Origin of the sequence: Actinoplanes sp. NPDC020271 (assembly GCF_044388125.1) — a bacterium.
Lineage (GTDB): Bacteria > Actinomycetota > Actinomycetes > Mycobacteriales > Micromonosporaceae > Actinoplanes.
The window spans coordinates 1-24,958 of the sequence record NZ_JBIRWQ010000026.1 but is presented as its reverse complement, the minus strand read 5'-3'; the positions used below and the strand labels follow the sequence as shown (position 1 = coordinate 24,958).

At 70.3% G+C, this 24,958-nt stretch carries 22 protein-coding genes and 1 pseudogene; 16 read left to right on the top strand and 7 right to left on the bottom strand.

The features are described from left to right. Window positions 1-154 precede the first annotated feature (154 nt). A complete protein-coding gene (locus tag ACH442_RS38145) occupies window positions 155-1,036 on the bottom strand; it encodes an SIS domain-containing protein (RefSeq protein ID WP_396342979.1) in 882 nt (293 codons plus the stop codon). A 72-nt stretch (window positions 1,037-1,108) separates the two neighbouring features. Then, complete coding sequence (locus ACH442_RS38140) at window positions 1,109-2,404, bottom strand: alpha-glucosidase/alpha-galactosidase (protein WP_396342978.1); 1,296 nt, start codon at window positions 2,402-2,404, stop codon at window positions 1,109-1,111. A gap of 97 nt (window positions 2,405-2,501) precedes the next feature. On the opposite strand from ACH442_RS38140, the gene ACH442_RS38135 reads away from it, so the two are divergent. After that, entirely contained in the window at window positions 2,502-3,275 is a 774-nt protein-coding gene (locus ACH442_RS38135; protein WP_396342977.1) for a DeoR/GlpR family DNA-binding transcription regulator, read from the top strand. 212 nt (window positions 3,276-3,487) lie between these two features. Then, window positions 3,488-4,147 (top strand): MSMEG_1061 family FMN-dependent PPOX-type flavoprotein, encoded by a 660-nt coding sequence (locus ACH442_RS38130; protein WP_396342976.1) that lies wholly within the window; start codon window positions 3,488-3,490, stop codon window positions 4,145-4,147. 77 nt (window positions 4,148-4,224) lie between these two features. Here ACH442_RS38130 and ACH442_RS38125 read toward each other — a convergent pair whose 3' ends face one another. Then, window positions 4,225-5,088 (bottom strand): LLM class flavin-dependent oxidoreductase, encoded by an 864-nt coding sequence (locus ACH442_RS38125; protein ID WP_396342975.1) that lies wholly within the window; start codon window positions 5,086-5,088, stop codon window positions 4,225-4,227. A gap of 142 nt (window positions 5,089-5,230) precedes the next feature. Between ACH442_RS38125 and ACH442_RS38120 the strand changes: the two genes are divergently transcribed. Further along, window positions 5,231-5,698, top strand: coding sequence for a hypothetical protein (locus ACH442_RS38120; RefSeq protein WP_396342974.1), 468 nt, complete (start codon window positions 5,231-5,233; stop codon window positions 5,696-5,698). A gap of 424 nt (window positions 5,699-6,122) precedes the next feature. On the opposite strand, the gene ACH442_RS38115 is transcribed toward ACH442_RS38120, so the two are convergent. Next, the gene (locus tag ACH442_RS38115; protein WP_396342973.1) at window positions 6,123-7,547 is read right to left on the bottom strand and encodes an MDR family MFS transporter; all 1,425 of its coding nucleotides are present in this window, start codon (window positions 7,545-7,547) and stop codon (window positions 6,123-6,125) included. A gap of 96 nt (window positions 7,548-7,643) precedes the next feature. On the opposite strand from ACH442_RS38115, the gene ACH442_RS38110 reads away from it, so the two are divergent. From ACH442_RS38110 to manD, 7 genes are all read left to right on the top strand, one after another. Continuing rightward, window positions 7,644-8,354 (top strand): TetR/AcrR family transcriptional regulator C-terminal domain-containing protein, encoded by a 711-nt coding sequence (locus ACH442_RS38110; protein WP_396342972.1) that lies wholly within the window; start codon window positions 7,644-7,646, stop codon window positions 8,352-8,354. Window positions 8,355-8,508: 154 nt separating this feature from the next. Beyond that, entirely contained in the window at window positions 8,509-9,495 is a 987-nt protein-coding gene (locus tag ACH442_RS38105) for a LacI family DNA-binding transcriptional regulator (protein ID WP_396342971.1), read from the top strand. 12 nt (window positions 9,496-9,507) lie between these two features. Continuing rightward, window positions 9,508-10,716 (top strand): ABC transporter substrate-binding protein, encoded by a 1,209-nt coding sequence (locus tag ACH442_RS38100; protein WP_396342970.1) that lies wholly within the window; start codon window positions 9,508-9,510, stop codon window positions 10,714-10,716. After that, a complete protein-coding gene (locus ACH442_RS38095; protein ID WP_396342969.1) occupies window positions 10,713-11,744 on the top strand; it encodes an ABC transporter ATP-binding protein in 1,032 nt (343 codons plus the stop codon). Before ACH442_RS38100 ends, ACH442_RS38095 begins: the two co-directional genes overlap by 4 nt. Next, window positions 11,741-12,628: an ABC transporter permease gene (locus ACH442_RS38090; protein WP_396342968.1), complete on the top strand. Its 888-nt coding sequence runs from the start codon at window positions 11,741-11,743 to the stop codon at window positions 12,626-12,628. Before ACH442_RS38095 ends, ACH442_RS38090 begins: the two co-directional genes overlap by 4 nt. Continuing rightward, on the top strand, window positions 12,625-13,458 hold the full coding sequence (locus ACH442_RS38085) for an ABC transporter permease (protein ID WP_396342967.1): 834 nt from the start codon (window positions 12,625-12,627) through the stop codon (window positions 13,456-13,458). The genes ACH442_RS38090 and ACH442_RS38085 overlap by 4 nt, the downstream gene beginning before the upstream one ends. Next, on the top strand, window positions 13,455-14,663 hold the full coding sequence (manD, locus tag ACH442_RS38080; RefSeq protein WP_396342966.1) for a D-mannonate dehydratase ManD: 1,209 nt from the start codon (window positions 13,455-13,457) through the stop codon (window positions 14,661-14,663). The genes ACH442_RS38085 and manD overlap by 4 nt, the downstream gene beginning before the upstream one ends. Window positions 14,664-14,798: 135 nt before the next feature. Here manD and ACH442_RS38075 read toward each other — a convergent pair whose 3' ends face one another. Continuing rightward, window positions 14,799-17,681 (bottom strand): AAA family ATPase, encoded by a 2,883-nt coding sequence (locus ACH442_RS38075; RefSeq protein WP_396342965.1) that lies wholly within the window; start codon window positions 17,679-17,681, stop codon window positions 14,799-14,801. A 90-nt stretch (window positions 17,682-17,771) separates the two neighbouring features. Here ACH442_RS38075 and ACH442_RS38070 point away from each other — a divergent pair, with 90 nt between their 5' ends. Together ACH442_RS38070 and ACH442_RS38065 are read left to right on the top strand one after the other, a co-directional pair. Beyond that, a complete protein-coding gene (locus ACH442_RS38070) occupies window positions 17,772-18,611 on the top strand; it encodes a class I SAM-dependent methyltransferase (RefSeq protein WP_396342964.1) in 840 nt (279 codons plus the stop codon). Next, the gene (locus ACH442_RS38065; protein WP_396343081.1) at window positions 18,553-18,897 is read left to right on the top strand and encodes an aminotransferase class V-fold PLP-dependent enzyme; all 345 of its coding nucleotides are present in this window, start codon (window positions 18,553-18,555) and stop codon (window positions 18,895-18,897) included. Before ACH442_RS38070 ends, ACH442_RS38065 begins: the two co-directional genes overlap by 59 nt. Here the strand turns inward: ACH442_RS38065 and ACH442_RS38060 are convergent. Then, window positions 18,872-19,600 carry an MBL fold metallo-hydrolase gene (locus tag ACH442_RS38060; RefSeq protein WP_396342963.1) on the bottom strand — a complete coding sequence of 243 codons (729 nt, stop codon included), beginning with the start codon at window positions 19,598-19,600 and terminating at the stop codon, window positions 18,872-18,874. The genes ACH442_RS38065 and ACH442_RS38060 overlap by 26 nt on opposite strands. A 45-nt stretch (window positions 19,601-19,645) precedes the next feature. Between ACH442_RS38060 and ACH442_RS38055 the strand changes: the two genes are divergently transcribed. The 3 genes from ACH442_RS38055 (at window position 19,646) to ACH442_RS38045 (ending at window position 22,278) form a co-directional block, all read left to right on the top strand. After that, window positions 19,646-20,251: an ABATE domain-containing protein gene (locus ACH442_RS38055; protein ID WP_396342962.1), complete on the top strand. Its 606-nt coding sequence runs from the start codon at window positions 19,646-19,648 to the stop codon at window positions 20,249-20,251. A gap of 318 nt (window positions 20,252-20,569) precedes the next feature. Continuing rightward, window positions 20,570-21,379, top strand: coding sequence for an ammonia-dependent NAD(+) synthetase (gene nadE, locus ACH442_RS38050; protein ID WP_396342961.1), 810 nt, complete (start codon window positions 20,570-20,572; stop codon window positions 21,377-21,379). A gap of 464 nt (window positions 21,380-21,843) precedes the next feature. Then, the gene (locus ACH442_RS38045) at window positions 21,844-22,278 is read left to right on the top strand and encodes a hypothetical protein (RefSeq protein ID WP_396342960.1); all 435 of its coding nucleotides are present in this window, start codon (window positions 21,844-21,846) and stop codon (window positions 22,276-22,278) included. A gap of 408 nt (window positions 22,279-22,686) precedes the next feature. Here the strand turns inward: ACH442_RS38045 and ACH442_RS38040 are convergent, their stop codons facing one another. Continuing rightward, entirely contained in the window at window positions 22,687-23,145 is a 459-nt protein-coding gene (locus tag ACH442_RS38040; protein ID WP_396342959.1) for an SUKH-3 domain-containing protein, read from the bottom strand. A 186-nt stretch (window positions 23,146-23,331) separates the two neighbouring features. On the opposite strand from ACH442_RS38040, the pseudogene ACH442_RS38035 reads away from it, so the two are divergent. After that, a pseudogene (locus tag ACH442_RS38035) lies at window positions 23,332-24,820 on the top strand (NF041680 family putative transposase). Window positions 24,821-24,958: the final 138 nt, after the last annotated feature.

Genomic DNA, 24,958 nt, shown 5'->3' with positions numbered 1-24,958 from the left:
TCCGGCCAGACCTCGACCGGGTCCGGCCTTGGTCAGGTCCGGCCTCGGTCAGGTCAGGCTTTGGTCTGGTCAGGCTTTGGTCTGGTCAGGCCTTGGTCAGGTCAGGCCTTGGTCAGGTCAGGCTTTGGTCTGGTCAGGCTTTGGTCAGGTCTGGTCAGGTCAGGACCACGGAGCGGGTAAGGAGGCGGGGAGTGTCGGGGTCGAGGCCGCGGTGGGCGGCCAGGGCGAGCGCGAACCGCTGCGCGAGCACGAGCTGCGCGATCGGGTCCAGGTCGTCGCGGTGCACGGTCGCGCCGGCGCGCCGGGCCACGTCGTCGAGTTCGGCCGGCACGTCACCGAACGACCAGATCAGGCTGCGCGGCCCGGCCACCGCGACCGGCCCGTGCCGGAAATCCATCGCCGGGTACGACTCGGAGTAGGCCTGAGCTGCCTCGCGGACCTTCAGCGCCGCCTCGTGGGCCAGGCCGACGGTCCATCCGGTACCGAGAAACACCAGGTGATCGATGTCGGCGGGGTCGGCCGGCAGTGCCACGGCGAGAGCGGCCCGACCGTCGGCGACGATCAGATCAAGATCCTTTTTCCCGTACGCCGTACGCGCGAGCGCCAGCACGGAGGTCGGGAATCGGGTCTGCACGACACTGCGCTCGTCGGCGAAGTCGAGCAACAGCTGGACGTCGGTCAGGTCGTCCACGGGTTCACCGAGCACGGCCGTGACCGCGATCCGCCGCGTGCCGTCCGGCACCTGGCGCAGCGCGTCGAGCACCTCGGTCGACGTGCCCGAGCGGCTGATCGCGACGACCCGGTCGTAACGGCGGCGCGGCACGTACTCGGAGGCGCAGATCGCGTCGGTCTCGCCCAGCCCGGCACTCTCGCGCAGCTCGGCGATGCTCTGCGCGACGAACCACGACGTGCCGCAGCCGAGCAGCAGCATCCGCTCGCCCGGCGCGGCCAGTTCCTGCCGGGCGAGCGCGGTGAGCGACGCGGTCCGCCGCCACACCTCGGGCTGACTGGTGATCTCGGCGAACGTGTTATTCATGCCCGTGGATTATGCTCGTTTGTGCTCGCTTTACAAGATGTGAGCAGCAAGTGAACGTTCTGGGATGCGCGTTCAGCCACGCAGACTCGCCGGCATCAGGTCGCCGTGCGCGGCCGTGAGCTCGTCACACAGCTCCCAGATCGCGTCCACGGTCAGCGTCGCGGCCGTGTTCGGGTCGACCATCGCGGCCTGCCGGACCATGCGCGGATCGCCGTCGAGGGCGGCACGAACGGTCAGCTCGCCGACGCTCACGAACGCCCGGTTCAACGCCGCGCACTGCGGGGGGAGGTCACCGACCGGATCCGGATGCACACCCGCCGTGTCGACCAGGCACGGGACCTCCACGGCGTACGCGGAAGGAAGGTTGTTGATGAGCCCGGAATTGATCACGTTGGCGTGGATGCGGCGCGGCATGCCGGTGACCATGCTGTGGATCACCTGCGGCGCGTACTCGGTGGCGGGCCGGGTCAGGTCGAGCGGCTCGCCCGCGAGCAGGCCGCGCCGGGTGGCGTGGTAATCGTCGACGTTCTGCGCGCTGATCCGGAGATAATCGCCGACCGGGATGCGAAGCCGATCGATCTCCGCGTCGTGGCGGAGGTACCAGGGCACGTACTCGGAAGAATGCTCGCTGGTCTCCGTGGGGAAGTAGCCGAGCCGCCGGTACATGTCCATCCGGACCCGGCGGCGCAGCTGCAGGTCCTGGTCGAGCAGCTCGTCGAGCCGGGGATAGAGCGACTCGCCCCGATGCTCGAACCGCAGCAGCCAGGCCTGATGGTTGACGCCGGCACCGGTGTAGTCGATCTCCTCGTGCGGGACACCGAGCAGCGCGGCCAGGTCGTGCACCGTCCAGAACACCGAATGGCAGAGCCCGGCGACGTGCAGATCGGGGGCGATCGCGCCGAGATAGGCGACGTTCATCGCCATCGGGTTCGTGTAGTTCAGCAGCCACGCGTCCGGGCAGACCGCGCGCATGTCCGCGGCGATCCCGTCGAGCACCGGGAACGTGCGCAGCGCGCGGAAGATCCCGCCGACGCCGAGCGTGTCCGCGATGGTTTGCCGCAACCCGTACTTCGCGGGAATCTGGAAGTCACGGACGGTGGCCGGATACATGCCCACCTGGATCGCGTTGATCACGAAGTCGGCGCCGTCCAGAGCGCTGCGCCGATCGAGGTGAGTGGTCACTTCCGGACTCGCGCCGAGCTGTTCCGCGGTGCGGCGAGCGATCAGCTCCGCGGTCTCGAGACGCTCGGGATCGATGTCGTGCAGGGACAGGGTGACGCCGCGCAGCTCGTCGAAGGAGAGGATGTCCGCCAGCAGTTCGCGGGTGAACACCACACTGCCGGCGCCCAGGAATGCGATCACGGTCATGGGAGGAGTTTCCGGCCGGGTGCACGCTCGTGCAAGGATCGCGCGGAAACGAACTATCATGACTGCGCGTTTGATCAGTCGTCAGTGAAGAGGTTCCATGTCGTCCCTGCGCCGCGCCGACCGCGTGTCAGCCATCCTCGAACGCGTCACCGCCACCGGGTCGGTCGACGCCGGCGCCCTCGCCGAGGAATTCGCCGTCTCCCACGCCACCATCCGGCGCGACCTGCAGATTCTCGAGGACCAGCGGCTGCTCTCCCGCACCCACGGCGGCGCCGTCGCGGTCGACGTCGCCTACGAGCTGCCGGTCCGCTACCGCACCGGGCAGCATCGCGAAGAAAAAACCCTCATTGCGCGTACGGTGTCGGCACTGCTCCCGAAGGGGCCACTGACGCTCGGCCTCACCGGCGGAACGACAACGCACCTGCTCGCGCGCCTGCTCGCCGAGCGCGTCGACCTGACCGTCGTCACCAACGCACTGAACATCGCGGCCGAACTCGCCCTGCGCCCCCGCCTCAAACTGATCATGACGGGCGGGGTGTCGCGGACCCAGTCGTACGAGTTGGTCGGCCCGATCGCCGACCAGGCGCTGCAGGGCCTCAACATGGCGGTCGCGGTCGTCGGCGTCGACGGCATCAGCGCCCGCGGCGGCCTCACCACCCACGACGAGATCGAGGCCAACACCAACGCCACCATGATCCGCCGCGCCGACCGGGTCATCGTGGTCGCCGACGGCTCCAAGGTCGGCAAGGTGTGCCTGGCCGGCATCTGCCCCGTCACCGACGTCGCCACCCTGGTCACCGACGCCGGCGCCGACGCCGCCGCCCTCGACGCCATCCGCCGCACCGGCACCGAGGTCATCATCGCCCAGTGACTCCCTCCGCGCCCGCACGCGGCGGGTCCGGGCCGCTGAGCGGAGTCCAGGGGTCCGGGGGCGCGCTGCTGGTCACGTCGCGCCCTGGCTCGGCGAACGCGGACGAAGTCAGGCGACACGGCGAGCCGCGACTGCCGTCTTGTCCGAGATGCGGCGACCGAAGCGTGGAAAGCGGGTCCGACCATTCACGGTTGACGATTAGAGTCGGCGTCATGACGTCGACTGTTGCCGGCAGCGCCTTCGACGCGCTGCGCCTCGATGCTGTGACTGATCCGGAGACGCTGCGCCGGACGTATGAGTTTCCCAACGAGCGAGCCGTCCGCAAGCAGATGACCGAGCTCACCGAGCAGACCCGCCAGCTGGTCGCGTGCGCCTCGCTGGTCTTCGTCGCCAGCGTCGACGCCGGCGGCAACGTCGACGTCTCGCCGCGCGGCGGCCCGGCCGGGTTCGTCAGTGTGCTGGACTCGCGGACGGTGGCGATCCCGGACGCGACCGGCAACAAGCGCCTCGACACCTTGCAGAACGTGGTCGCCACCGGCCGGGCCGGGCTGCTGTTCGTCATCCCGGGGCGCACCACGACGCTGCGGGTCAACGGCCGGGCCTGCGTCTCGACCCGCCCCGAGCTGCTGGCACAGCTGACCGCCGTGGGCAAGCCGCCGGCCAGTGCGCTGGTCGTCGGCATCGAAGAGGTCTACCCGCACTGTCCGAAAGCGCTCATGCGCGGCGCGGCCTGGAAGCCGGAGCAGTGGCTGCCGGCGGACGCCCAGCCGACGTCGGCCGAGGTGACGCTGGCGCAGTTGCGCCTGCCGGAGCTGACGATCGCGGACATCGAGCGGACGGAGGCGGACGCGTTGAAGTACCGCTACGAGTGACGATGGTGGGGTTGACCTGACCGTCGGGGACGACGCCCGGGTCACCCGCTTCCTGGTCGACGGGACCCGGCGCGACGTCACCTGCCCGGAATGATCACCTCGTCGGCGAGCCAGCGCGCGACGCCCTGCGGGTAAGGGTCGGGCACGCTGAGAATGACATGCTCAAAACCGGCGGCGAGCGCCTCGGCGATCTTCGCGCGGGTGTGCGCCGGGTCGTCGTAGGAGACGCCGAGGTGGATCGAGCGGGTGATCTCGGCCGGGTCCCGCCCGATCTTCTCGCAGTAACGGTCCAGCAGAGCGCTGCGGGCGGCGAGGTCGTCGATCGGCCCACCGCCCGCGATGTTCCAGAGATCGGCGTGCCGGGCGGCGATCCGCAGCGTGGCCGACGCCCGTCCGCCGATCATGATCGGAGGGTACGGCCGTTGCACCGGCCCAGGGCTCCCGAAGGCACCGGTGACCTGGACGAACTCCCCGTCGAAGTCGAACGGCTCGGCCTCGGTCCACAATCGCTTGATCACGGTCAGACCCTCGTCGAGGCTCCCCACCGCGTGGTCGACGTCGTGGAACGGCAGGCCGTGCGCGGTGTACTCCCGCACCGCCAGCGGATGCCCGGGGCGCGACCCGACACCGATCCCGAAGTCGAGCCGCCCGCCGGAGACGATGTCGACCGTCATGGCGATCTTCGCGAGCATCGCCGGCGGCCGGAAGCGATTACTGGTCACCAGCAGCCCGAGCCGCAGGCGGCGGGTCTGGGCGGCCAGCGCGGAGAGCAGTGTCCAGCCCTCCAGGATCGGCCCGGACGGGTCGCCGCCGATCGGCAGAAGATGGTCGAAGAGCCAGGCGTGGTCGATCTCGGGCACGGCGTCGGCCTCCTGCCAGACGCGCAGAACGTCCTGGTAGCCGACTTGCTGTTGCGCGGTCATGATCCCGAACGAAGGCACGGTGGTCTCCTCACCCGTCAAAACGGAACGTGGTTCCGCAACCATCATACGGAACCACGTTCCGTTTCGTCGACAGCTAGTTTTTGATCGTCGATCGCCCTTCCCTATGCTGTGCAACACGCGTGAAGATGCTGGAGACAACGTGAGCTCAGCAGCAGAAATCCAAGAACTGGTCGACAAGATCCGCGCGCTGGCCGCAGCCGAGCTGCCGTCCGGCCACGTGGTGGCGTTCCTCCGGGAAAGCCAGGAGTTCTGGGAACCCGAGGAGCGGGAACTCATCGAGCCGATCGGTACGGAATATCAAGCACAGAGCGACGAGCTGGCCGACCGTCTCGCCGAGTTCTGGGGCAGACCGGCCCGGGTGCCGCTCTGGCCGGTCCTCGACCGTTCCCTCGCCGGGGAGGACGTTCCGCCGCTCGCCGGCGAACTCTCACAGTTCGCCGTCGAGGTCGACACATGGCGGGTGGGCGACCGTGTCGTCTGCGTGGGCGTCGGCCACCACGACAAGGAACTACCCATCGTCCTTTTCGCCGCCGTCGGTGACCACCGGCTCGACGACGAAACGTCGCCGGCTGTGCAGAGTTCTGTCCGTCAGGCGGTCGATCAGTAGGCCTACCGCGCTGCCGACTGCACTCGATGTGGCTACTGGGCGCGCCGATTTCAGGCGTCATCCGGGTACGCCGCCGGACTCTCTCGCAGACCTGCTGTGCCGGTCGCCGAGCCCGGATTGATCGTCACCGCTCGGCCTCATCGACGAGTCGACAACCGGCTGCGAGCCGGAGCGCGCGCTGCTCGTCCGCCCAGCGCTGGCGTGATGCCCCAGAAACCGGCGGGGTCGTACGGTGAGCGCAAAGCCGAAGCCCGGGGCCGGGGGTGCGCTGGTGGTCGGGCCACAGCGTGCGCCGCGCGCCCGCATGGCGTTCACAGTTCCCGGCGCTGTTGGGGACCATGAATGCCAGGCGGAACACGACGACATCTGCGCGTGTTCGACGAGGCCGCCCCTTCCGAAACGTCAGAAGGGGGCGCGGGTGGCGTCAACGGGATGCGGGCGGGGCGAGTTCGGGTTCGGGGGCGGCCGCTGCGGTTCCGGCGGGGCGGCGCAGGTAGAGGGCGGGGAGGGTGATGAGGGCGGCGGCGGTGGCGGTCCACCGGAAGGCGTGACCGAAGGCGGTGGCCAGCGTGTCGGGTGTGTGGGCGCCGGCCGCCGAGTGGCGCAGTGCGAGGATCACGACGGTCACTCCGACGGACGCGCCCACCTGCTGGAAGACGCGCGCCGCGGTGGTGGCGTGCGGGACCGCGGCGCGGGGTTGTCCGCCGTAGACGCCGGACTGCGCGGGCACCAGGACCGCGCCGAAGCCGACCCCGTTCAACGTGAGCACCGACAGCAGCAGCCACTGGCTGGTGCCGGTCGTGAGCTGGGTGAACGCCAGGGCGACGCCGAGCAGCACCAACGATCCGGTCAGCGCCACGGCGCGGGGACCGACGCGGGACATCAGGCGTCCGGCGAGGGTCAGGGACACGGCCGAGCCGAGGCCGTTGGGGGCCAGCAGGAGGCCGGCGTGCAACGGGGTGAAGCCGTGGACCCGCTGGTAGTAGAGCGGGATCAGCAGGATGTTCCCGACGAGTGCCGCCATCGCGAGGAACATCATGATCGACGCGGCGGTGAAGTCGCGGCCGGCGAACAGGCGCAGGTCGACGATGGGCTCGGCGGCCCGGAGCGCGTGCCGGACGAAGCCGGCCAGCAGGATCACGCCACCGACGGCGGTGACCAGGGTGGCCGGGCCGAGGCCGCCGTCGTCGCCGATCCGGGACAGGCTCCACACGACGGCGACCAGGGCGGGTGAGAGCAGCGCGAGACCGGTCACGTCCAGGGGTGCCGGCCGTGACGGGTGTTCGCGGGGCAGGACGCGGGCCGCGGCCCAGACCGCCGCGGCGCAGATCGGCAGGTTGACCAGGAAGATCCAGCGCCAGCCGGGGCCGTCGACGATCACGCCGCCGAGGACGGGGCCCAGGACCGGGCCGAGCAGCATGGGCACGCCGATCATCGCCATCACGCGGCCGAGCTCCTGGCCGCGGGCCTGCCGGGCGATGATCGTCTGGAACAGCGGGAGCAGCATGCCGCCGCCGACGCCCTGGACGACGCGCATCGCGATCAGGCTTTCCGCGGACCAGGCCAGCCCGCACAGCAGGGAGCCCAGGGTGAACACCGCGAGGGCGCCGAGCCAGGCGGCGCGGCTGCCGAGGCGGTCGATCGCCCAGCCGGCGACGGGGATCATCGCGGCCATCGTGAGCAGGTAGGACGTGCTGACCCACTGGACGGTGCCGAGGTCCGCGCCGAAGTCGCGCCGCAGGCTCTCCAGCGCGATGTTGACCATCGTCGAGTCCATCTGGACCAGGAACACGCCGAGCAGGGTCGCGCCGATCAGGGCGAGCAGGCTCCGAGGGATTTTCTCTGCCACAGGATCCGGCCTCTCGTTACGTCGTACGGGACAGCGATACGGTGTATCGCAGACGGTACACCGTATCGCTGATTCGTACACCGCTAGAATCGCGGGATGGCAGAGACCCGTGGTCCGCTGTGGACGCGCCCGGCCGCCCCCAGGCCCGAGAAGCTGACCCGCGAGACGGTCGTCGCCGCCGCGGTCGCGCTCGCCGACCGCGAGGGCCTCGAGGCGGTCTCGGTGCGCCGGCTGGCCACCGAGCTCTCCGCCCGCCCGATGAGCCTGTACACGTTTTTCGAGCGCAAGGACGACCTGGTCGACCTGATGATCGACCACGTGCTCGGCGAGATGCTGGTCCCCGAGCTGCCCACGGGTGACTGGCGGGCGGCGCTGCGGGCGCTGCTGCACCGGCAGATCGCGGTCGGGCGCCGGCACTTGTGGGTGATGACCGTCTTCGGGACGCGGGCGCCGATCGGACCGAACGCGGCGCGGCACGCCGAGCAGTCGCATCAGGCGATCGCCGGGCTGGGGCTGGGCGCCGAGCGTTCGATCAAGCTGTTGCGCACCGTCGACACGTACCTCTGGGGCTATGTGACCTTGAACGGGCAGGAGCTGGCCGCCCGGCAGCGCGACGGCCTCACCGAGGCGGAGTGGCAGGCCTCCATGGAGAAGTACTTCGCGGAGCTGACAGCCGGCGGGGACCTGATCAACCTGGCCGCGGCCGGCCGATCCGCCCTGCTCCGGGGCACTGTCGAGGAGTGGATCGCCGACTTCGACGAGGGGTTGAACTGGCTGCTCGACGGCTTCGAGCAGACGCTGGGCTGAGGGCTCCGGCCGGGGCGGCGGCACGAAAGGGCGCTCCTGACGACGTACGCGGGAAGGGTTTTGATCGAAGACAGCAACTTCTTGACAATGTTCTGGAAACGATTCCAGACTGGCTCCATTGATCGATCGACTTCGAATGATCAAGGGGCCGGCCATGGCGGTGACCATCAAGGACGTCGCGCGGCTCGCCGGGGTGTCGCAGTCCTCGGTGTGCCGGGCGCTCGCCGATCCCGCGCGTGTCCGGCCGGAGACCCGCGAGCGCGTCGAGCGCGCCGCCGGTGAGCTCGGCTATCACCCCAACCGGGTCGCCCGCAGCCTGATCACCGGGCGCACCCTGAACATCGGCGTGGTCCTGCCGGATCTGGCCAACCCGTTCTTCCCATCGGTGGTCAAGTCGATTCAGACGCGGGCGCGCGAATTCGACTACGCGGTTTTCCTCAGCGACACCGACGAGGACCCGGCGGTCGAGGTGCCGGCCATCCGGGCCCTGGCCAAGCAGGTCGACGGGTTCCTGCTCTGCTCACCGCGGGCGCCCGACGAGGACCTGCGATCGAACGCCTATGAAAAACCGATCGTGGTGCTCAACCGCAGGGTCAGGCCGTTCCCGTCGGTCACCGCGGACAGCGCCGACGGGATGCGCCAAGCGGTCGCCCACCTGCACGCCTTAGGACATCGATCATTGGCGTACGTCGCCGGCCCCCGGACCTCGTGGTCCAACCGCGACCGGCTGCGGGGCCTGCGCGCCGCGACCGCCGCCCGCGGGATGACCCTGGTCGAGGCCGGGAACGTCGCGCCCACCGTCGACGGCGGAGCGGCCGCCGCCGACCTCGTCCTCGCCACCCACGCCACCGCGGTCCTCGCCTACAACGACCTGACCGCGCTCGGCCTGATCCAGCGGTTCCACGCCCGGGGCGTCGCCGTCCCGGAGCACATCAGCGTCGTCGGTTTCGACGACATCCTGGTCGCCGCGCTGGTCGGCCCGCCGCTGACCACGGTCGCGATCGCCAAGGAGCAGATCGGCCGGGTCGGGGTGGACCTGCTGCTCGAGCTGATGGCCGACCGCGACTCCACCGGCACCGCCCGCCGGGTGCTGCCCACCCAGCTCATCGTGCGTGGTTCGACGGGCCCCGCTCCTGTATAGAAGGGATCCACCATGTCGCCCAGCCGCCGCCAATTCCTCACCCTCACCGCCGCCGCGGTCACCGTCGCCGCCTGCAGCCCGCCGGAGAACAACAACCCGGCCACCGGCGCCGGCGGCCCGGTCCCGGACAAGCCGGCCAAGGCGGTCACCCTCAACGTGCTCGACGTAGCCGGGAACCTGCAGCTCACCCAGCCGATGATCGACGACTTCGTGGCCAAGAACGGCGGGATCGTCGAGAAGGTCACCTACACCAAGGCGACCGCCCCCGAACTCGTCGGCAAGATCAAAGCCCAGCAGGCGGCGAACCGGGTGGACATCGACCTCGTGCTGACCGGGGTGGACGGGCTCGCCGCCGGCATCGACCAGCAGTTGTGGGTGGAACTGCTGCCCGCGTACGCGAGTCGCCTCTCCGGCATGAACAATTACCTCGCGGGCGCGGCGGCGATGCAGAAGCTGGCCGGGAATGCCGGCGTGACCGTGACCTATTACCCCTCCGGGCCGCTGATCGAATACCTGCCGGCCAAGGTGCCCGATCCGCCGAGAAACGCCGAAGACCTTCTTGCGTACGCGAAAGCGAACCCGGGCGCCGTGCAGTACGCCCGCCCGTCCAACTCCGGGCCGGGCCGGACCTTCCTGATGGGCCTGCCCTATCTGCTCGGTGACTCCGACCCGAAGGACCCGGTCAACGGATGGGCGAAGACCTGGGACTACTTGAGACAACTCGGCGAGTCCATCACGCTCTACCCGTCGTCGACCAGCGAGACGATGAAGAACCTGGCCAACGGATCGGCGAAAATCATCGCGTCCACCACCGGCTGGGACATCAATCCGCGCGTCCTCGGGACCGTGCCGAAAGAAGCGGAGATCGGCACGCTCAACGGATTCCACTGGGTCGCCGACGCGCATTACGCCGTCGTCCCGAAAGGCGTGCCGACCGACAAGCAGTCCGCCGTGCTCAACCTGCTCGCCTGGATGCTCACCCCGGAACAGCAGGCCAAGGCGTACGACAAGGGGTACTTCTTCCCCGGTCCGGCGGTCGACGGCGTGAGCATCGAGATGGCGCCGGCCGAGAGCCAGCAGGCGATCCGGGACTACGGGCGGCCCGCATACCTGCAGCTCATCGCGAACAACCCGATCGAGGTGCCGCTCGAGGCGTCCGCGCTGGTCAAGGCGTTCGACCGGTGGGACCGCGAAATCGGCGGCTCCAAGGTGAAGAAATGACCACGTTCGAGACGCTGCGCCTGGACGGGGTGACCCGCCGGTTCGCCGGAACGGACGCCCTGGCCGGGCTCGACCTGGAGATCCGGCGCGGGGAGTTCATCGCGCTGCTCGGGCCCTCCGGCTGCGGCAAATCCACCGCGCTGAACTGCTTGGCGGGGCTGCTGCCACTCAGTGACGGCAGCATCTGGCGGGACGGGACCCGGTTGGACACGTTACCGCCGGAACGCCGGGGATTCGGGATGGTGTTCCAGAACTACGCGCTCTTCCCGCACATGTCCGTACACAAGAATGTGTCTTTCGGTCTGAAGATGCGCGGGGTGGCGCGGGCCGAGATCAAGCGCCGCACCGATGAGGCGATCCGGCTCGTGCACCTCGAGGAACACGCCGGGAAACTGCCCGGGCAACTCTCCGGCGGGCAACAGCAACGCGTCGCCATCGCCCGGGCCGTCGTCGTCGAACCGTCGCTGGTGCTGATGGACGAGCCGCTGAGCAACCTCGACGCGAAACTGCGCCTGGAAATGCGCACCGAGATCCGCCGGCTGCATCAGAACCTTGGGCTGACCACCGTCTATGTGACGCACGACCAGGAAGAGGCGCTGTCCATGGCGGATCGTCTCGTGGTTCTGCGGGCCGGGCGGGTGCAGCAGATCGGCACCCCCGAGGAGGTCCACAATCGGCCGGCGAACCGGCACGTCGCCGATTTCCTCGGGTTCCGCAATCTGCTGCCCGGAGTCTTCGCCGGAGGTTCGGCGAAGTTCAACAATGTCGAGGTGCCCGGCACCCCGGTCGGGACGGTCGCCGAGGGCGATCCCGTCGTGGTGGCGATTCGTCCCGAAGACATCGTTCTCGGCGCCTCCGGAGTCGAGGTGACCGTCGAGGTCGCCGAGTACCACGGTCGTGAGATCGCCGCCGAGACCCGCACCGCCGACGGCCGGCAGCTGCATCTGCGCACGTCGGAACGGCTCGCGCCGGGCGACAAGGTGCACGTCTCCTTTCCGCCCGACCGGCTGCTGGTGTTCCCGGTATGACGACCTCGACACTCGCCGTCCGGCACCGCCTCGCCGAGCGCGGCATCGACCCGCAACTGCTGCTCCTGGTCCCGGCCACGGTGTTCGTCGTGGCGCTCTTCATCTACCCGTTCTGCTACGGCATCGCGGTCTCGTTGCAGCCGGCGCAGGGCGGGGCGCTCGCCGCGTACCGGGCCTTCTTCAGCGACGCCTACCAACGGGACACCATCACCACGACCCTGGCCATCGCGCTGCCGGCAGCCCTGTTCAACGTGCTCGCGGCGGTGCCTATCGCGTACCGGATGCGCGGTCGATTCCGCGGGAAACGCCTGCTCACGACGGTGCTGGTCGTGCCGATCACGCTCGGGACGGTGCTCACCGCGGAGGGGTTGCTGAACTTCCTCGGCCCGACCGGGTGGTTCAACCGGACGCTCTTGTCACTGCACGTGGTCGATCAGCCGATCACGCTCACCCACAACTACTGGGGCGTCATCTTCTCGCTCGTGATCACCGGGTTCCCGTTCGCGTTCCTGCTGGTGCTCTCGTACCTGTCCGGAATTGATCCGAGCCTGGAACGCGCCGCGGCAACCCTGGGCGCGGGGTGGGCACAACGCTTCTTCCGGATCACCCTGCCGCTGCTCGCGCCCGGATTGGCGACCACGTTCTGCCTGACGTTCGTGCTCGCGTTCAGCGTCTTCCCGTCCGCGATCCTGGTCGGCGACCCGTCCGGCAGCACGAGGGTCATCAGCATCGCCGCTTACGAGGCCGCCTACGTCCATTACGACTATGCCGCCGCCTCCGCCACCGCGATCGTCATGGGCGCGGTCGAACTGGTCGTCATCAGCATCGTGCTCGGACTGCGGAGCCTGTTCTACACCGGTTCGACGGCGGGAGGCAAAGGATGAGACGCCGCATCGTGGCCACCCCCGGCGCGTGGATCGTGTGGGGACTCGTCGCCGTCTTCTTCGTCGGGCTGGCCGGCGTCATCGGGTCGGTGGTGGTCAACTCGTTCGGGGTGCGGTGGTTCGACACGTGGCTGCCGGAGGCGTACACCCCGGACTGGTACGGCCAGGCGTGGAAGGACTTCACGCTGCTGCCGGTACTGACCGTCACGCTCGTCGTCTGCCTGCTCGTGGCCGGGATCTCCGTGCTGGTGGGCGTGCCCGCGGCCTACGCGCTCGCCCGGCGCCGATTCCCGGGGAGCCGCCTGCTGTACCTGCTCTTCCTCCTGCCGATTCTCATGCCACCCATCACGTACGGCATTCCACTCGCCACGGTCCTCTACAAATACGGTCTCGCCGGTCACCTCTCCGGTGTCGTGCTCGCCAATCTCGTGCCGTCGGTGCCGTTCGTGATCCTGACGATGACCCCGTTCATCGAACAGATCGACCCGTCCGTCGAACGGGCCGCGCGGATGTGCGGCGCCCGGACCCGGCACGTGTTCACGTCGATTCTGGCGCCGCTGCTCGTACCGGGAATTCTTGCCGCCTCGATTCTCGTCGTGGTCCGCACCGTCGGCATGTTCGAGCTGACGTTCCTGACCGCCGGCCCGGATTCGCAGACCCTGGTCGTGGCGCTGTTCTACTCGATGTCGGCGGCCGGCATCCGGGCACAGCAGTCGGTCGACGCGATGGCCGTCATCTACTGCGTGATGATGCTGATCCTGCTCGTGGTGGCGCTGCGTTTCGTGAATCCGACTCAACTCGTCGCGCGGGTGAAAGAGGACCCGGAGTGAGAATCGTCGAGGCCCGGGTGATCGTGACCTGCCCGGGCCGCAATTTCGTCACCCTCAAGATCGTGACCAGCGACGGCGTGTCCGGGGTGGGCGACGCGACGCTCAACGGGCGTGAGCTGGCGGTGGCCGCCTACCTCCAGGAACATGTGATTCCGGCGTTGATCGGGCGGGACCCGGCCCGGATCGAGGACACCTGGCAGTATCTCTACAAAGGGGCCTACTGGCGGCGGGGACCGGTGACGATGACGGCTGTCGCTGCCGTGGACACCGCTCTGTGGGACATCAAAGGGAAAATCGCCGGGCTACCGGTCTATCAGTTGCTCGGCGGGCGCTCGCGGGACGGTGTGACCGTTTATGGTCACGCTTTTGGGGACACCGCCGAGGCGCTGCTCTCGGACATCTCCCGATTCGTCGCCCAGGGGTATCGGGCCGTGCGGGTACAGACGGCCGTGCCCGGCCTGCCGTCGGTCTACGGCGTCGGGAAAGCGGGCGAGACCTACGAGCCGGCCTCAGCGGCGGTGCCGCCCGAATCGGTCTGGGACACCGCGCTGTACCTGGACGCGGTGCCGCGAGTCCTCGCCGACGTCCGCGCCGAATTCGGGCCCACCCTGAAACTGCTGCACGACGTCCACCACCGGCTCACCCCGATCGAAGCCGCCCGCCTCGGCCACAGCCTGGAGCCGTACGCGCTGACCTGGCTCGAAGACCCGGTCCCGGCCGAACTGCAGGACGGCTTCCGGCTGATCCGCCAGCACACGACCACGCCACTGGCGGTCGGCGAGGTGTTCAACACCGTCTGGGACTGCCAGCAGCTCATCACCGGCCAGCTCATCGACTACATCCGCACCACGGTCGTGCACGCCGGCGGCATCACCCACCTGCGGCGCATCTTCGACCTGGCGGCGCTCTACCACGTCCGCAGCGGCTCGCACGGCGCCACCGACCTGTCCCCGATCTGCCTGGCCGCGGCGCTGCACGTGGACATCGCCATCCCGAACTTCGGCCTGCAGGAGTACATGCCGCACGCACCGGAGACCGACGCGGTCTTTCCCCACGGGTACCACTTCGAGGGTGGCTACCTCCACCCGTCCGAGACACCCGGGCTGGGCGTGGACATCGACGAGGAGTTGGCGGCGCGGTATCCGTACCGGCCGGCGTCCCTCCCGGTCAACCGCCTCACCGACGGAACCCTGCACAGCTGGTGAGTCCGTCCGCGGAGGTCCGCGAGGCCGCCGCCTACCGGCCTCGCGGACAGGGCGCGAGTGCATGACACGGGCCGTGGTCCGGCTGGTAGCGCGGCGCGAGGTCCCGGCCGCCGGCGGGACTGCAGCGAGTGGTCGTCAGCGGTCGGGGAGGGATGTGGCCAGCTGGGCTCGGCTTGTGAGGGAGAGCTTCTGGAAGATGTGGGTCAGGTGGGTCTCGACCGTGCGGCGGGTGACGTAGAGCCGGTCGGCGATCTGTTTGTTGCTGTGGCCGAGAGCGGCCAGCACGGCGACCCGGTGCTCGGCCGGGGTGAGGGCGCCCGGGCCGGAGACGACCGTCCGGCGCGGGCGGCCACCGGCGGCGAGGAGTTCCTGGCGGGCGCGGCGGGCGATCAGGCGCATGCCACCCCGGTCGGCCAGGTCCAGGGCCCGGGTCAAGGGTTCGCGGGCGGCGGCGCGCTGGTTGGCCCGGCGCAGGGCGGCGCCCAGGTCGGTGAGGACTCGGGCGTGCTCCAGGCGCATCGGGGATGAAGTGAGCAGGTGGGCGGCCTGGGTCAGCAGGGGTACGGCCTCGGCCGGGGTGACCGTGCGGGCCAGGGCGCGCAGGCCGGCGGCGCGGGGGCCGGGCAGGCCGACCTGCGCGGCCAGTTCCAGGTGCTCCTCGGCCAGGCGACGGGCGGCCGACAGGTCACCGAGGGTGGCCAGGGCCAGGCAGTCGTCGACGCGCCAGGCGGCGATCCCCGGGTGCCGGTTGCGAAGGGCCTGCCAGGTCTCGCCGGCCGCGACCAGGTCGGCGTGAGCTTCGGCGGGGCGGTGCTGGGCCAGGCGGAGGCGGGCGCGGCGTTCCAGGAGCATTGCCGTCCGTAACTTTCCTGGTGCGAGGACCGCCAGGGCCGGGCCACCTGCCCTCGACGGCACGGTGGGGTTCGTGCTGCCCCAGCCCCGGGACTCGGCGGCGGTCAGGGCGGCGTCCGCGCCGGATAGGTCGTCGGCTTCGGTGAGGGCTTCGACCAGCGGGAACAGGGTCCAGACCAGGCCCGGTGCGGGCGGGTTGGCGAGTTTGAACTCGAAGGCGAACCGGGCGTCGGGGACGGCGTCGCGGACCCGCCCGGCCGGCACCAGCGCGTGCGCGCGGATGAAGCTGCCGTGGGCCAGGGCGGTCATCCAGCCGCGCGGGCGGACCTGTTCGATCAGGCCGTCGCACAGCGCCCGGGCGATGTCCAGTTCCTCCGCCGCCACCAGGGCGAACTTGAGGACGGTGGCGAGCAGGGAGTCGATCTCCGCGGCGAGGACGGCGTGCAGGATCGCGGACGTCTCCCCGGCCGGGCGCGCCGCGGCGATCGACAGGTGACCGTGATGGACACCCCACATCGGCGACGAGCCCGGGCAGGCGTGCCGGACGGTTCGGCGGCGCGCGTCGGCCTCGGTCGCGGCATCGAGCCAGCCGGAGCAGACCAGTTCGGCCTCGATCTGGTCGAGCACCGCCGGGGCAGCCGCCCCGGCAGACGAAGCGTCACCCGCAGGGACCGTGTCCGAGAGGGCCGGGTCGGTGTCGAGGATGCGGTGGCAGAGTTGGCGGGCCTGGTCGTGGAAGCCGGCCATCCCGAGCGCCCGAGCCCCCGCCAGCGCGATCTCTGCCCGCTGATCAGGATCGGTCGCGCACTCGACGGCTTGGGCCAGTAACGGGTAGGACTCCGGCTTGACCTGCTCGGCGGTGACCAGTCCGAGACGACAGAGAAGATCCGCTTCGGCGTACGCCGTGACCGGCCCCTCGGCCAGCGCCCGGCGCAGGAACGTGGCGGCGTTCTGCGGCGCCCCGCGGCGCCAGGCACGGTCCGCGGCGGTGCTCAGGGCGTCGACGGTGGCCGGCTCACCTGCGGGTTCGGTCCGTAGGAGGTGTAGCGCAACCGCTTCCGGCCCGGCCCGCTCGGCGACGAGCAGGCGGGCGGCGCGTCCGTGCCACAGTGCGCGCTCCCCCGCCGGCAGACCGTTGTAGAGCGCCGCCGCGACCAGGGGGTGCACCAGCGCGTACCCCTCGATCGTGTTCTCCAGGAGCCCGGCGGAGCGCAACCGGTCGGCGAGCCGCAACGCACCGGAATGATCGAGACCGGCCAGATCGCGGGCCTGTCGCAGCGGCGCGCCGCGACCCAGCACGGCGAAGGCGCGGGCGAGGTCGGCGGTGCCGGGCGGCAGGCGGGTGAGCTGGCGGTCGACCGCGCGGGCGACCTGGTCGGGGCCGAAGTCGCTGAGCCCGGCGGCGACCTCGTCGGACGGTACGACGCGCTCGGCGGCGAGGTGGTCGAGCAGCGCGCCGAGCAGGAACGGGTTGCCGGCCGTGGCGGCGTGGCACGCCTTGGTGAACACCGGACCGGCCGCAGGGAGGCGGTCCAGCACGATCGCCCGGACCGCCTCCGGTCCCAGTGGGGCCGGTCGCACCGGTGCGCCGGCCGCGGCGAGCAGCTCGGCGAGCAGGTCCGGCTCGGCCGCCGGCTCGCCGGAGCGGACCGCGCACAGGATGCCGAGCGGCAGCCCCGTCATCCGCCGGGTGAGCTGGCCGAGCCAGCGCAGCGACGGCGCGTCCGCCCAATGTACGTCGTCGACCAGCAGCAGTGTCGCCGCACGGGCCGCGAGCCCGCAGGTCAGCCAGGTCAGCCCGTGCGCGGCGGCGTGCATGGCGTCGCCGGTCGGGGCGTGCGTGGCGCCCTCGTCGTCGAGCGCGCGCCGGGCCGGGGCGGCCGCGCCGACCGCCAGGGTGTCCCACTCGGTGCTCTGACGCAGCGGCGCGAACAGTTGCCGGGCGATGCCCCAGCCGGCGTCGCGTTCGAGCGGGCCGCCCCACGCCGAGAACACACGCAGGCCGGCGGCGGCCGCGTCGGTGCCGGCGGCGGCGAGCAGACTGGACTTGCCGATGCCGGCCGGGCCTTCGACCACGATCACCGCACCGGTTCCGGAGCGCACCTGGCCGAGCCGGTGGACGAGCATCGCCAGCTCCGCATCGCGCTGCAACAACAGCCGCGGCATGGCGACGACCGTACGTCGTCGTGGGCGTGCGCAAAACCTCGTGGTCGGATCCACGATTCAACATGTCGTCGCCGGGCCGAGCCTGGGTGCATGGAGACGACGGATTACGCCTTGGGACAGACCGACGCGGAGATCGAGCGGGTGCGCGCGCAGGCGCGGCTCTGGGCGGCGGACACCGCCCGGCTGCTGGATCGGCTCGGGCTCACCGCCGGCGAACGCTGCCTGGACGCGGGGTGCGGGCCGGGCGAGACGATGCGGTTGATGGCGGACCGGGTCGGGCCGTCGGGCCAGGTGACCGGCATCGACCTGGACCCGGGGATCAGCCGGCTCGCGCCCGGCCGGGTGATCATCCACGATCTGACCGCCGACGAGCCGGTGCCGGGCGGCCCGTACGACCTGGTCCACGCCCGCCTGCTGCTGTTCCACACGCCGCGGCCGGCGCAGGTGCTACGCCGGCTGTGGGACGCGGTCGCGCCGGGCGGGCGGCTGCTGGTGCAGGACTACGACATGCGCCCGGTCGGGGTGAATCCGCAGCTCGACGTCAGCGAGGAGATGACCGGGCTGGTCCTCGCGGCGTTCGGGGCGGCCGGGTGTGACGTGCGGGCCGGCAGCCGCCTGCCGTACCTGATGGCCGAGGCGGGGATCGGCGCGCCGGACGGCACCGACGTCGCCGGCCGGCTCGTCCCGTCCGCGGCGGGCCTGCCGATCCTGGAGAGCGTCTACCGCAGCCTGCTGCCGGTGGCGTTCGCGCACGGCCTGACCACGCCCGAGGAGTCCGGCAAGGCGATCGACGCGCTGCGGCGTGCGACCGCCGCCAACCCTCACCGCTACGTGCTGCTGCCCCTGCTCAACGGCGCCTGGAAGGTCAAGGATCACGCGCGAGCTGACGGGGCGGGCGCTCGACGGCGTACGGGAAATCGAGGGTCTTGATCTTCAAGGCCCTTTGCCGCCCGCGGATCGGGCGCCTCTGCTCGCGTTCGATCCGCGCGGGCGGAATCCGGTCGAGGTGGCGGAGGAACTGGACGCGCGCGGCGTGGAGTCACGGGCCGGGTGCCATCGCGCGACGCTGGCGCATCGCGCGCCCGGGCTCGATCCGCCGGCGAGTTGCCGGTTGAGTCTCGCCGTCTACAACCCGGCCGAGGACGTCGACCGGGCGACGGACGCGCTCCGGTCGATCGCCGGAAAGCGGCTCAGCCCAGTTGGACGCGGTCGATGAGACCGGCCTTCGTGAACGCGGTGACCAGCGGATCGTGGCCCTCGGTGAAATGCGCCCAGCTGTCGAAGTGGACGAGGACGATCTGTTTCGCTCCCAGGATGCGGGCCGCTTCGGCGGCCTGCTCGCTGTCGAGAGTGAGCAGCGCGCCGTCGAAAAGGCCGGTGCGCACGGCACCGGCGAAGAGAACGGCGGTGTCGACCGGGCCGAAACGCCCGGCAATCTCCCCGACGACGTCGAGCGACGCATTGTCGCCGCTGACGTAGACGGTCGGCAGGCCCGCACCGGTCAGGACGAAACCGGTGACGTCGCCGGTGATCGGCTCGCAACCCTCGGGGCCGTGCCGCGCCGGAACGCCGGTGATCGTCACGTCGCTGACCGAAAAGGATTCCCACGGGGTGAGGCCGCGCGCGGTTCCGCCGAGGCGTCCGGCGCCACTGACCGTGGTGAGCGTGAGCGGCACCTCGGCGAGCAGCGCGCGGCCGGAGTCGTCGAGGTTGTCGGCGTGTTGATCGTGCGAGAGCAGGACGACGTCGACCCGGCCGAGTGTCTCCGGGCCGGCCTTCGGCGGGGCGAGTCTGGTCAGCGTCGTGCCGCTCGGGGAGACGTAGCTCCGCGGCTCGTCGAACGTCGGGTCGGTGAGCAAGCGCAGGCCGCCGTACTCGAAGAGCGCCGTCGGACCGCCGAACGCCTGAACAGTGATCATGGAAACCTCACGGATAGCAGTGGTGTCATCCGTGAAGCTAGCGGTTTGTCACGGATAAAGGCAAGCGATACCGTGAGACCCGTGATCGACGCGGCGCCCGGGGCAGATGTGCATCCCGGCCTCGACCTGGCCAACAGCCTTCTTTTCGCGCCCGGCGGCGTGGTGACCGACCTGCTCGACTCCCCCGCCGCGGCGACCGCATGGCTGGCCGAGCGCGGGCTGGTGCCGGCCGACGCGGTGCTGCACGAGATCTGCGCGAGGCGGCTGCGGGCGCTGCGGTCGGCCCTGCGGGACCTGTTCACCGCCGCCGTCCGGCCGGAACCCCCGCCGGCCGAGGCCCTGGCGGCGGTGAATGCCGCACTGACCCGGGTGCCGACCACAGCCGAGCTGCACTGGGATCAGGCCGGCGGGTGGCACCGGACGGTCCCGCACCCGACCGACCAGGTGGTGGATCACGCGCTCGGGGTGCTCGCGGCCGACGCGGCCGACCTGCTGACCGGGGCGGACGCGGGCCGGCTGGCGGCCTGCGACTCGCGGCCGTGCCGGCGGTTCCTGCTGCGCGGCGGGCGGCGGCAGTGGTGCTCGGTGCGGTGCGGGGACCGGGCGCGGGCGGCGCGCGCCTACGCCCGACGGTCTACGGGAGATCACTGAAACGTCCACCGTGGTCATCGCGCGGATGACCCTCGACGCGGCGGCCCGCCGGCAGGTCCCGACATCGCCGGCCCGCCGCTGCCGAACGCGCTGCCGCTGCCGCCGTCCTCAGCGCCGTCCGCACCATCACTCTCGCGGCCGTTCCCGCCGTTGTTCCCGCGAGAAGAGGGCGCGCCGACCGGCGGCACCGGGTGCGATGCCGGCGTCGGACCGCACCATCAGCCGTGACCGGCGCGCCGGGCCGTGTCGAGGCGGACCGGGCCCGCGTGTCACACCGTCGCGATAACGTGGGGCCGGATCGGACGAACGGGAGTGCTGATGAGTGAGGCCATCGCCCGCGAACTGGGCGTCACCACGGAATTCGACGCCGGCACGGAGATCGAGCGGCGCGTCGCGTTCCTCGCCTCGGCGCTGGCCGGCAGCGGCACCCGCGCGCTGGTCCTCGGCATCAGCGGCGGGGTCGACTCGTCGACCGCCGGCCGGCTCTGCCAGCTCGCCGCCGAGCGCTCACGGGCGGCCGGGCACCAGGCCGAGTTCATCGCCATGCGCTTGCCCTACGGGATGCAGGCCGACGAATCCGACGCGCAGACCGCCCTGGAGTTCATCCGGGCCGACCGGGTGCTGACCGTCGACGTGCGCCCGGCCGCCGACGCCGCCCTGCAGGCGCTGCTGGCCGGCGGGCTCACCCCGAAGGACCACTCCGAGCAGGATTTCATCCACGGCAACGTCAAAGCCCGGGAACGCATGATCGCGCAGTATGCGATCGCCTCCGCCACCCGCGGGCTGGTCGTCGGCACGGATCACGCGGCCGAGGCGGTCACCGGGTTCTTCACCAAGCACGGTGACGGGGCGGCCGACGTCGTACCGCTGGAGGGGTTGACCAAACGTCGAGTCCGGGCGCTCGCAGCCGCGCTCGGGGCCCCCGATTCGCTGGTCCGCAAGGTTCCGACCGCCGACCTGGAGACGTTGCGGCCCGGCGTGGCGGACGAGGACGTGCTCGGCTTCACCTATGAGGACATCGACAACTTCCTCGAAGGGCGGCCGGTCGGGCCGGAGGTCGCCGAGGCGATCACCGCGCGCTTCCACCTGACCGCGCACAAGCGTCGTCTGCCCTTCGGGCCGCACTGACCTCGATGTTCGTCCTTGCCGCGGCCGTGAATGTGGCCGGACGAACGCTGCGACGTGCGTCCAGGCGTGGCCACGGCGGCACGTCCACCGCGAGGGCCCCCGCCGCGGCCCCGCTGACACCGACACGGATTGCCGTGACCCTCGAAGAAACTCGTCCGGAATTGCCGATGTGAGTGCGTTGCCCTGGATCGGAGGGGCGCTGATGAGTTCCCGGTGGCAGCGAAAATCAGCCGCCTGTCTTAGTGGCTGTCTCGCTCCCTGTTTCCGCAGCGAGCGGGAAGTTCGGTCGGCTGAGCTCTGGCTCTGCCGTTCGTATGGCCGTCACGGTGACGCCAATCAGAACGCCGCACCGTGGAGAGGACCTCAGCTCAGCTTGATCCAGTGCACGGACTTGCCGCCCGATCGACCGGCCGGCGACAAAAGGGCACCGCCACCCGCCAGGTCAACGCACTAGCCTTCCAGGCATGATCGATCCCGTATGGCACGTCGCCTCATTGGACCATCTCAAACTGATGTTCCAGTACGCGCAGGGCTCCCTCGAACGCGATGCCCGGCGCAACATCAGCATGGGCTTCCCGCAGCAGTTGGAGCTGACCCTGCCGTGGGGCATGGATGACGGCGACGCCGTGGTCCGGCTGACCCTCGCCCCGGCGCCCTCGGAAGAACTCGGCAAGCGCGGCCTGCTTGCGGTCGTCGTGTTCGCCGAGGCGGTCCGCTTCGGCGAACAGCTCGACCCCCCGCACTACCCAGGCCGCGACAAGCCAGTCGCCCGGCCGCGCTCCGTCCCGCCGCTGACGACCAGCGTCGCGGAGTATCTCCGTGAGCAGACGGATGGCAGCCCGCTCATTGCGGTCGGCGACGGCTCCGTCCGGTTCGTGCTCTACCGATTCCCCGCCTGACCACGGTCGCCCGTCAGAGCCTGATTGCTGCGGGCTCTCACGTCTGCGCCATTGCCGCCGCTCGCACAGTCAATTGCCGCAGGCCGCGGGTGGACGTTCGTGGTCAACGCACCCGCCTGGGCCGGTTGCGGCACCAGCGACAACCAACCCGGAGCACGCCGCTCGTCACCGGTCATGCCGCGAGCGTACGACCACCTAAACCCGATCCTGAAGGTCAAGGACAAGCTCTCACCTTGTGCTTTAACCTCTCGCTCCACCCCGACGCCGTTCGGACGAAATCGCTGCGTCACCAAGGGTGACTACGGTGCGTGCCGGGCCCGCGCTGGACACGGAGAGCGAAGCGACCCAGCGCGCGTTGTCTGCGGCAGATGAGGGCGCTCTAACGCGCAGTGATGAAGGCGCACACACTCAGTCGAGTTCTCGCGGCATGTACCCGAGAATCAGGCCGTCCATCGCTCGGGGCATTCGTCCGAATGTCCCCAGCCAATCGGAGACGAGGTAGATCTCCTGCCGTTCATCAATGCCCAGCCAACTCCAGGAACACGTCCCGGCACCGAGTTCTCCGATCGGAGCGATACTGCGGCCGAGGTGAGCGCTCCACTCGATGAACCTGTCGGCTTCACCCTCACACGCGGTAGGTACAAGTTCGAACGGCTCGCGTGCACGGGTCACTCCGGAGCCACCGTCGAGAAACCAGAGGCCTCCGAACCTTTCAAGGAACACGCGGGCCGCCGGATGCAGAGAAGGAAATCCGTCCGCGACGAGCTCCGACTCCCATTGCGTCGTATCCACCTGACGGCCGCTGTGCCAGCCGTATTCCTCCAGGGTCTGACGTGTCTCTGCGGCGAAGCCATCCGAATGATCCACAGAAGGAATATAGGTATGGGCCGGTGATAGGGGAAACGGACGTACCGGCGCCCTCACATCGGCAGATCCGTGCACTCGAAAGGCCCTGCCTCCGATCCGTCTGGTTGTGACATAGCGTCATCCGGTGCCTGGGTAGGTGACCCTTCGGCATGCTGAGGCCCGCGAAGCCATGCCCGACGTCTATCGATGATCGTTGTGGCGGTCATGACTGACCGAGCAGAAGCGATCGATGCGTTGGCGGAGTTCCGCGAGCAGCTATACCAGTCCATGACCCAGCGGGCGGACGCCTTGTTCGAGCTGACCGACGCCCTGCTGTGCAGCGACGGGCCGGTCAAGACGCTGGTCGGGTTGTCGCTGACGCCGGAGCACCGACGGGCCACGGCGCCATGTACGACGCGCTGAACCACGGCCGCATCGAAGTCCAGTCGCTGCGCCGGCAATTGGTCAGCTTGCCGTTGCCGCGAGCAGCGGACGGCCGCCTGGTTCTCGCGGTGGATGTCTCGCCGTGGCTGCGTCCGGACGGCGACTGCAGTCCGGATCGCTCGTTCTGCCACACCTACGGGCGCGGCAAGGACGAACACCGCATGATCCCAGGCTGGCCGCACTCGTTCATCGCCGCCCTGGACACCGGCCGCACCTCGTGGACCGCCCTGCTCGACGCCGTCCGCCGGCTACCCGGCGCGGACGTCACCACGACCACCTGCGCGCAGATCCGCCAACTCGTCGACCGGCTGACCGCCGCCGGGCAGTGGAAGCCCGGCGACCGCGACATCCTCATCGTGCTCGACGCCGGCTACGAAGCACCGCGCGTCGCCTGGCTGCTACGTGACCTTCCGGTGGAGATCCTCGGCCGGATGCGCTCCGACCGGGTGCTGCGCCGTGCCACCCCGCCACGGGTCCACCAGCCGCAAGGCGGCCGGCCGGCAAAGCACGGCGGGGAGTTCGTCTTCGGCGACCCCGCCACCTGGGATTCTGAGCACGCGGTCACGCTCACCGACACCCGGCTCTACGGCCAGGTGAAGGCGCAGGCATGGGACCGGCTGCACCCACGGCTGACCCGCCGAGCAGACTGGGTCGACCACGACCAAGCGCTGCCGATCATCGCCGGCACGGTCATCCGGCTCACCGTCGACCACTTGCCCAGCCGCGGCGAGCCGAAGCCGCTCTGGCTGTGGTGGTCCGAAGTCGGCGCCACCGCCGCAGACGTGGACCGGTGCCGGCAGGCGTTCTTGCGCCGCTTCGATATCGAACACACCTTCCGCATGATCAAGCAGACGCTGGGCTGGACTGTCCCAAAGCTGCGCGACCCGGCCGCGGCGGACCGGTGGACGTGGCTGGTCCTGGCCGCGCATACTCAGCTGCGCCTGGCTCGACCGCTCGCCCAGGACCTGCGGCGGCCCTGGGAACGCCCGACGGCGCCGGAGCGGCTCACCCCGGCCCGGGTGCGACGGGGTTTCGGAACCTGCGCGCGACCAGCGCGTCGCCGGCTCGTGCACCAAAACCCACGCGGCCTGGTCCGGGACGCCCGCCGGGCTCCCGCAACCGACACACCGTGACCCGTTACGACGTGGGGCTCATGCTGGTCACCGGCCAAGCACATCAACGACCGGCACACCACCAGAAGGGCACCAAACCCCGCCCAGGGCCATTGCGTTGTCGGACGGCAGGGCTCTGAACTGGGGATTCGCATCGTGATCGGCCTCTGTGGAGCCGAAGACGGCGGATGAGATCACGTCGGTGATCATGAAGTTCTCTAGGCCACACGAAGCTCCGAGGACCTCACCCGCCGATGGCATCATCTCTCATCACCGCA

Excerpts from the sequence above, each read along its gene's own strand:
- ACH442_RS38135 (WP_396342977.1), top strand. The coding sequence starts at position 2,502 with ATGTCGTCCCTGCGCCGCGCCGACCGCGTGTCAGCCATCCTCGAACGC.
- ACH442_RS38105 (WP_396342971.1), top strand. The coding sequence starts at position 8,509 with ATGGCGGTGACCATCAAGGACGTCGCGCGGCTCGCCGGGGTGTCGCAG.
- ACH442_RS38100 (WP_396342970.1), top strand. The coding sequence starts at position 9,508 with ATGTCGCCCAGCCGCCGCCAATTCCTCACCCTCACCGCCGCCGCGGTC.
- ACH442_RS38090 (WP_396342968.1), top strand. The coding sequence starts at position 11,741 with ATGACGACCTCGACACTCGCCGTCCGGCACCGCCTCGCCGAGCGCGGC.
- ACH442_RS38060 (WP_396342963.1), bottom strand. The coding sequence starts at position 19,600 with ATGATCACTGTTCAGGCGTTCGGCGGTCCGACGGCGCTCTTCGAGTAC.
- ACH442_RS38130 (WP_396342976.1), top strand. The coding sequence starts at position 3,488 with ATGACGTCGACTGTTGCCGGCAGCGCCTTCGACGCGCTGCGCCTCGAT.
- ACH442_RS38045 (WP_396342960.1), top strand. The coding sequence starts at position 21,844 with ATGATCGATCCCGTATGGCACGTCGCCTCATTGGACCATCTCAAACTG.
- ACH442_RS38085 (WP_396342967.1), top strand. The coding sequence starts at position 12,625 with ATGAGACGCCGCATCGTGGCCACCCCCGGCGCGTGGATCGTGTGGGGA.
- ACH442_RS38110 (WP_396342972.1), top strand. The coding sequence starts at position 7,644 with ATGGCAGAGACCCGTGGTCCGCTGTGGACGCGCCCGGCCGCCCCCAGG.
- nadE (WP_396342961.1), top strand. The coding sequence starts at position 20,570 with ATGAGTGAGGCCATCGCCCGCGAACTGGGCGTCACCACGGAATTCGAC.
- ACH442_RS38145 (WP_396342979.1), bottom strand. The coding sequence starts at position 1,036 with ATGAATAACACGTTCGCCGAGATCACCAGTCAGCCCGAGGTGTGGCGG.
- ACH442_RS38075 (WP_396342965.1), bottom strand. The coding sequence starts at position 17,681 with ATGCCGCGGCTGTTGTTGCAGCGCGATGCGGAGCTGGCGATGCTCGTC.
- ACH442_RS38140 (WP_396342978.1), bottom strand. The coding sequence starts at position 2,404 with ATGACCGTGATCGCATTCCTGGGCGCCGGCAGTGTGGTGTTCACCCGC.
- ACH442_RS38095 (WP_396342969.1), top strand. The coding sequence starts at position 10,713 with ATGACCACGTTCGAGACGCTGCGCCTGGACGGGGTGACCCGCCGGTTC.
- ACH442_RS38070 (WP_396342964.1), top strand. The coding sequence starts at position 17,772 with ATGGAGACGACGGATTACGCCTTGGGACAGACCGACGCGGAGATCGAG.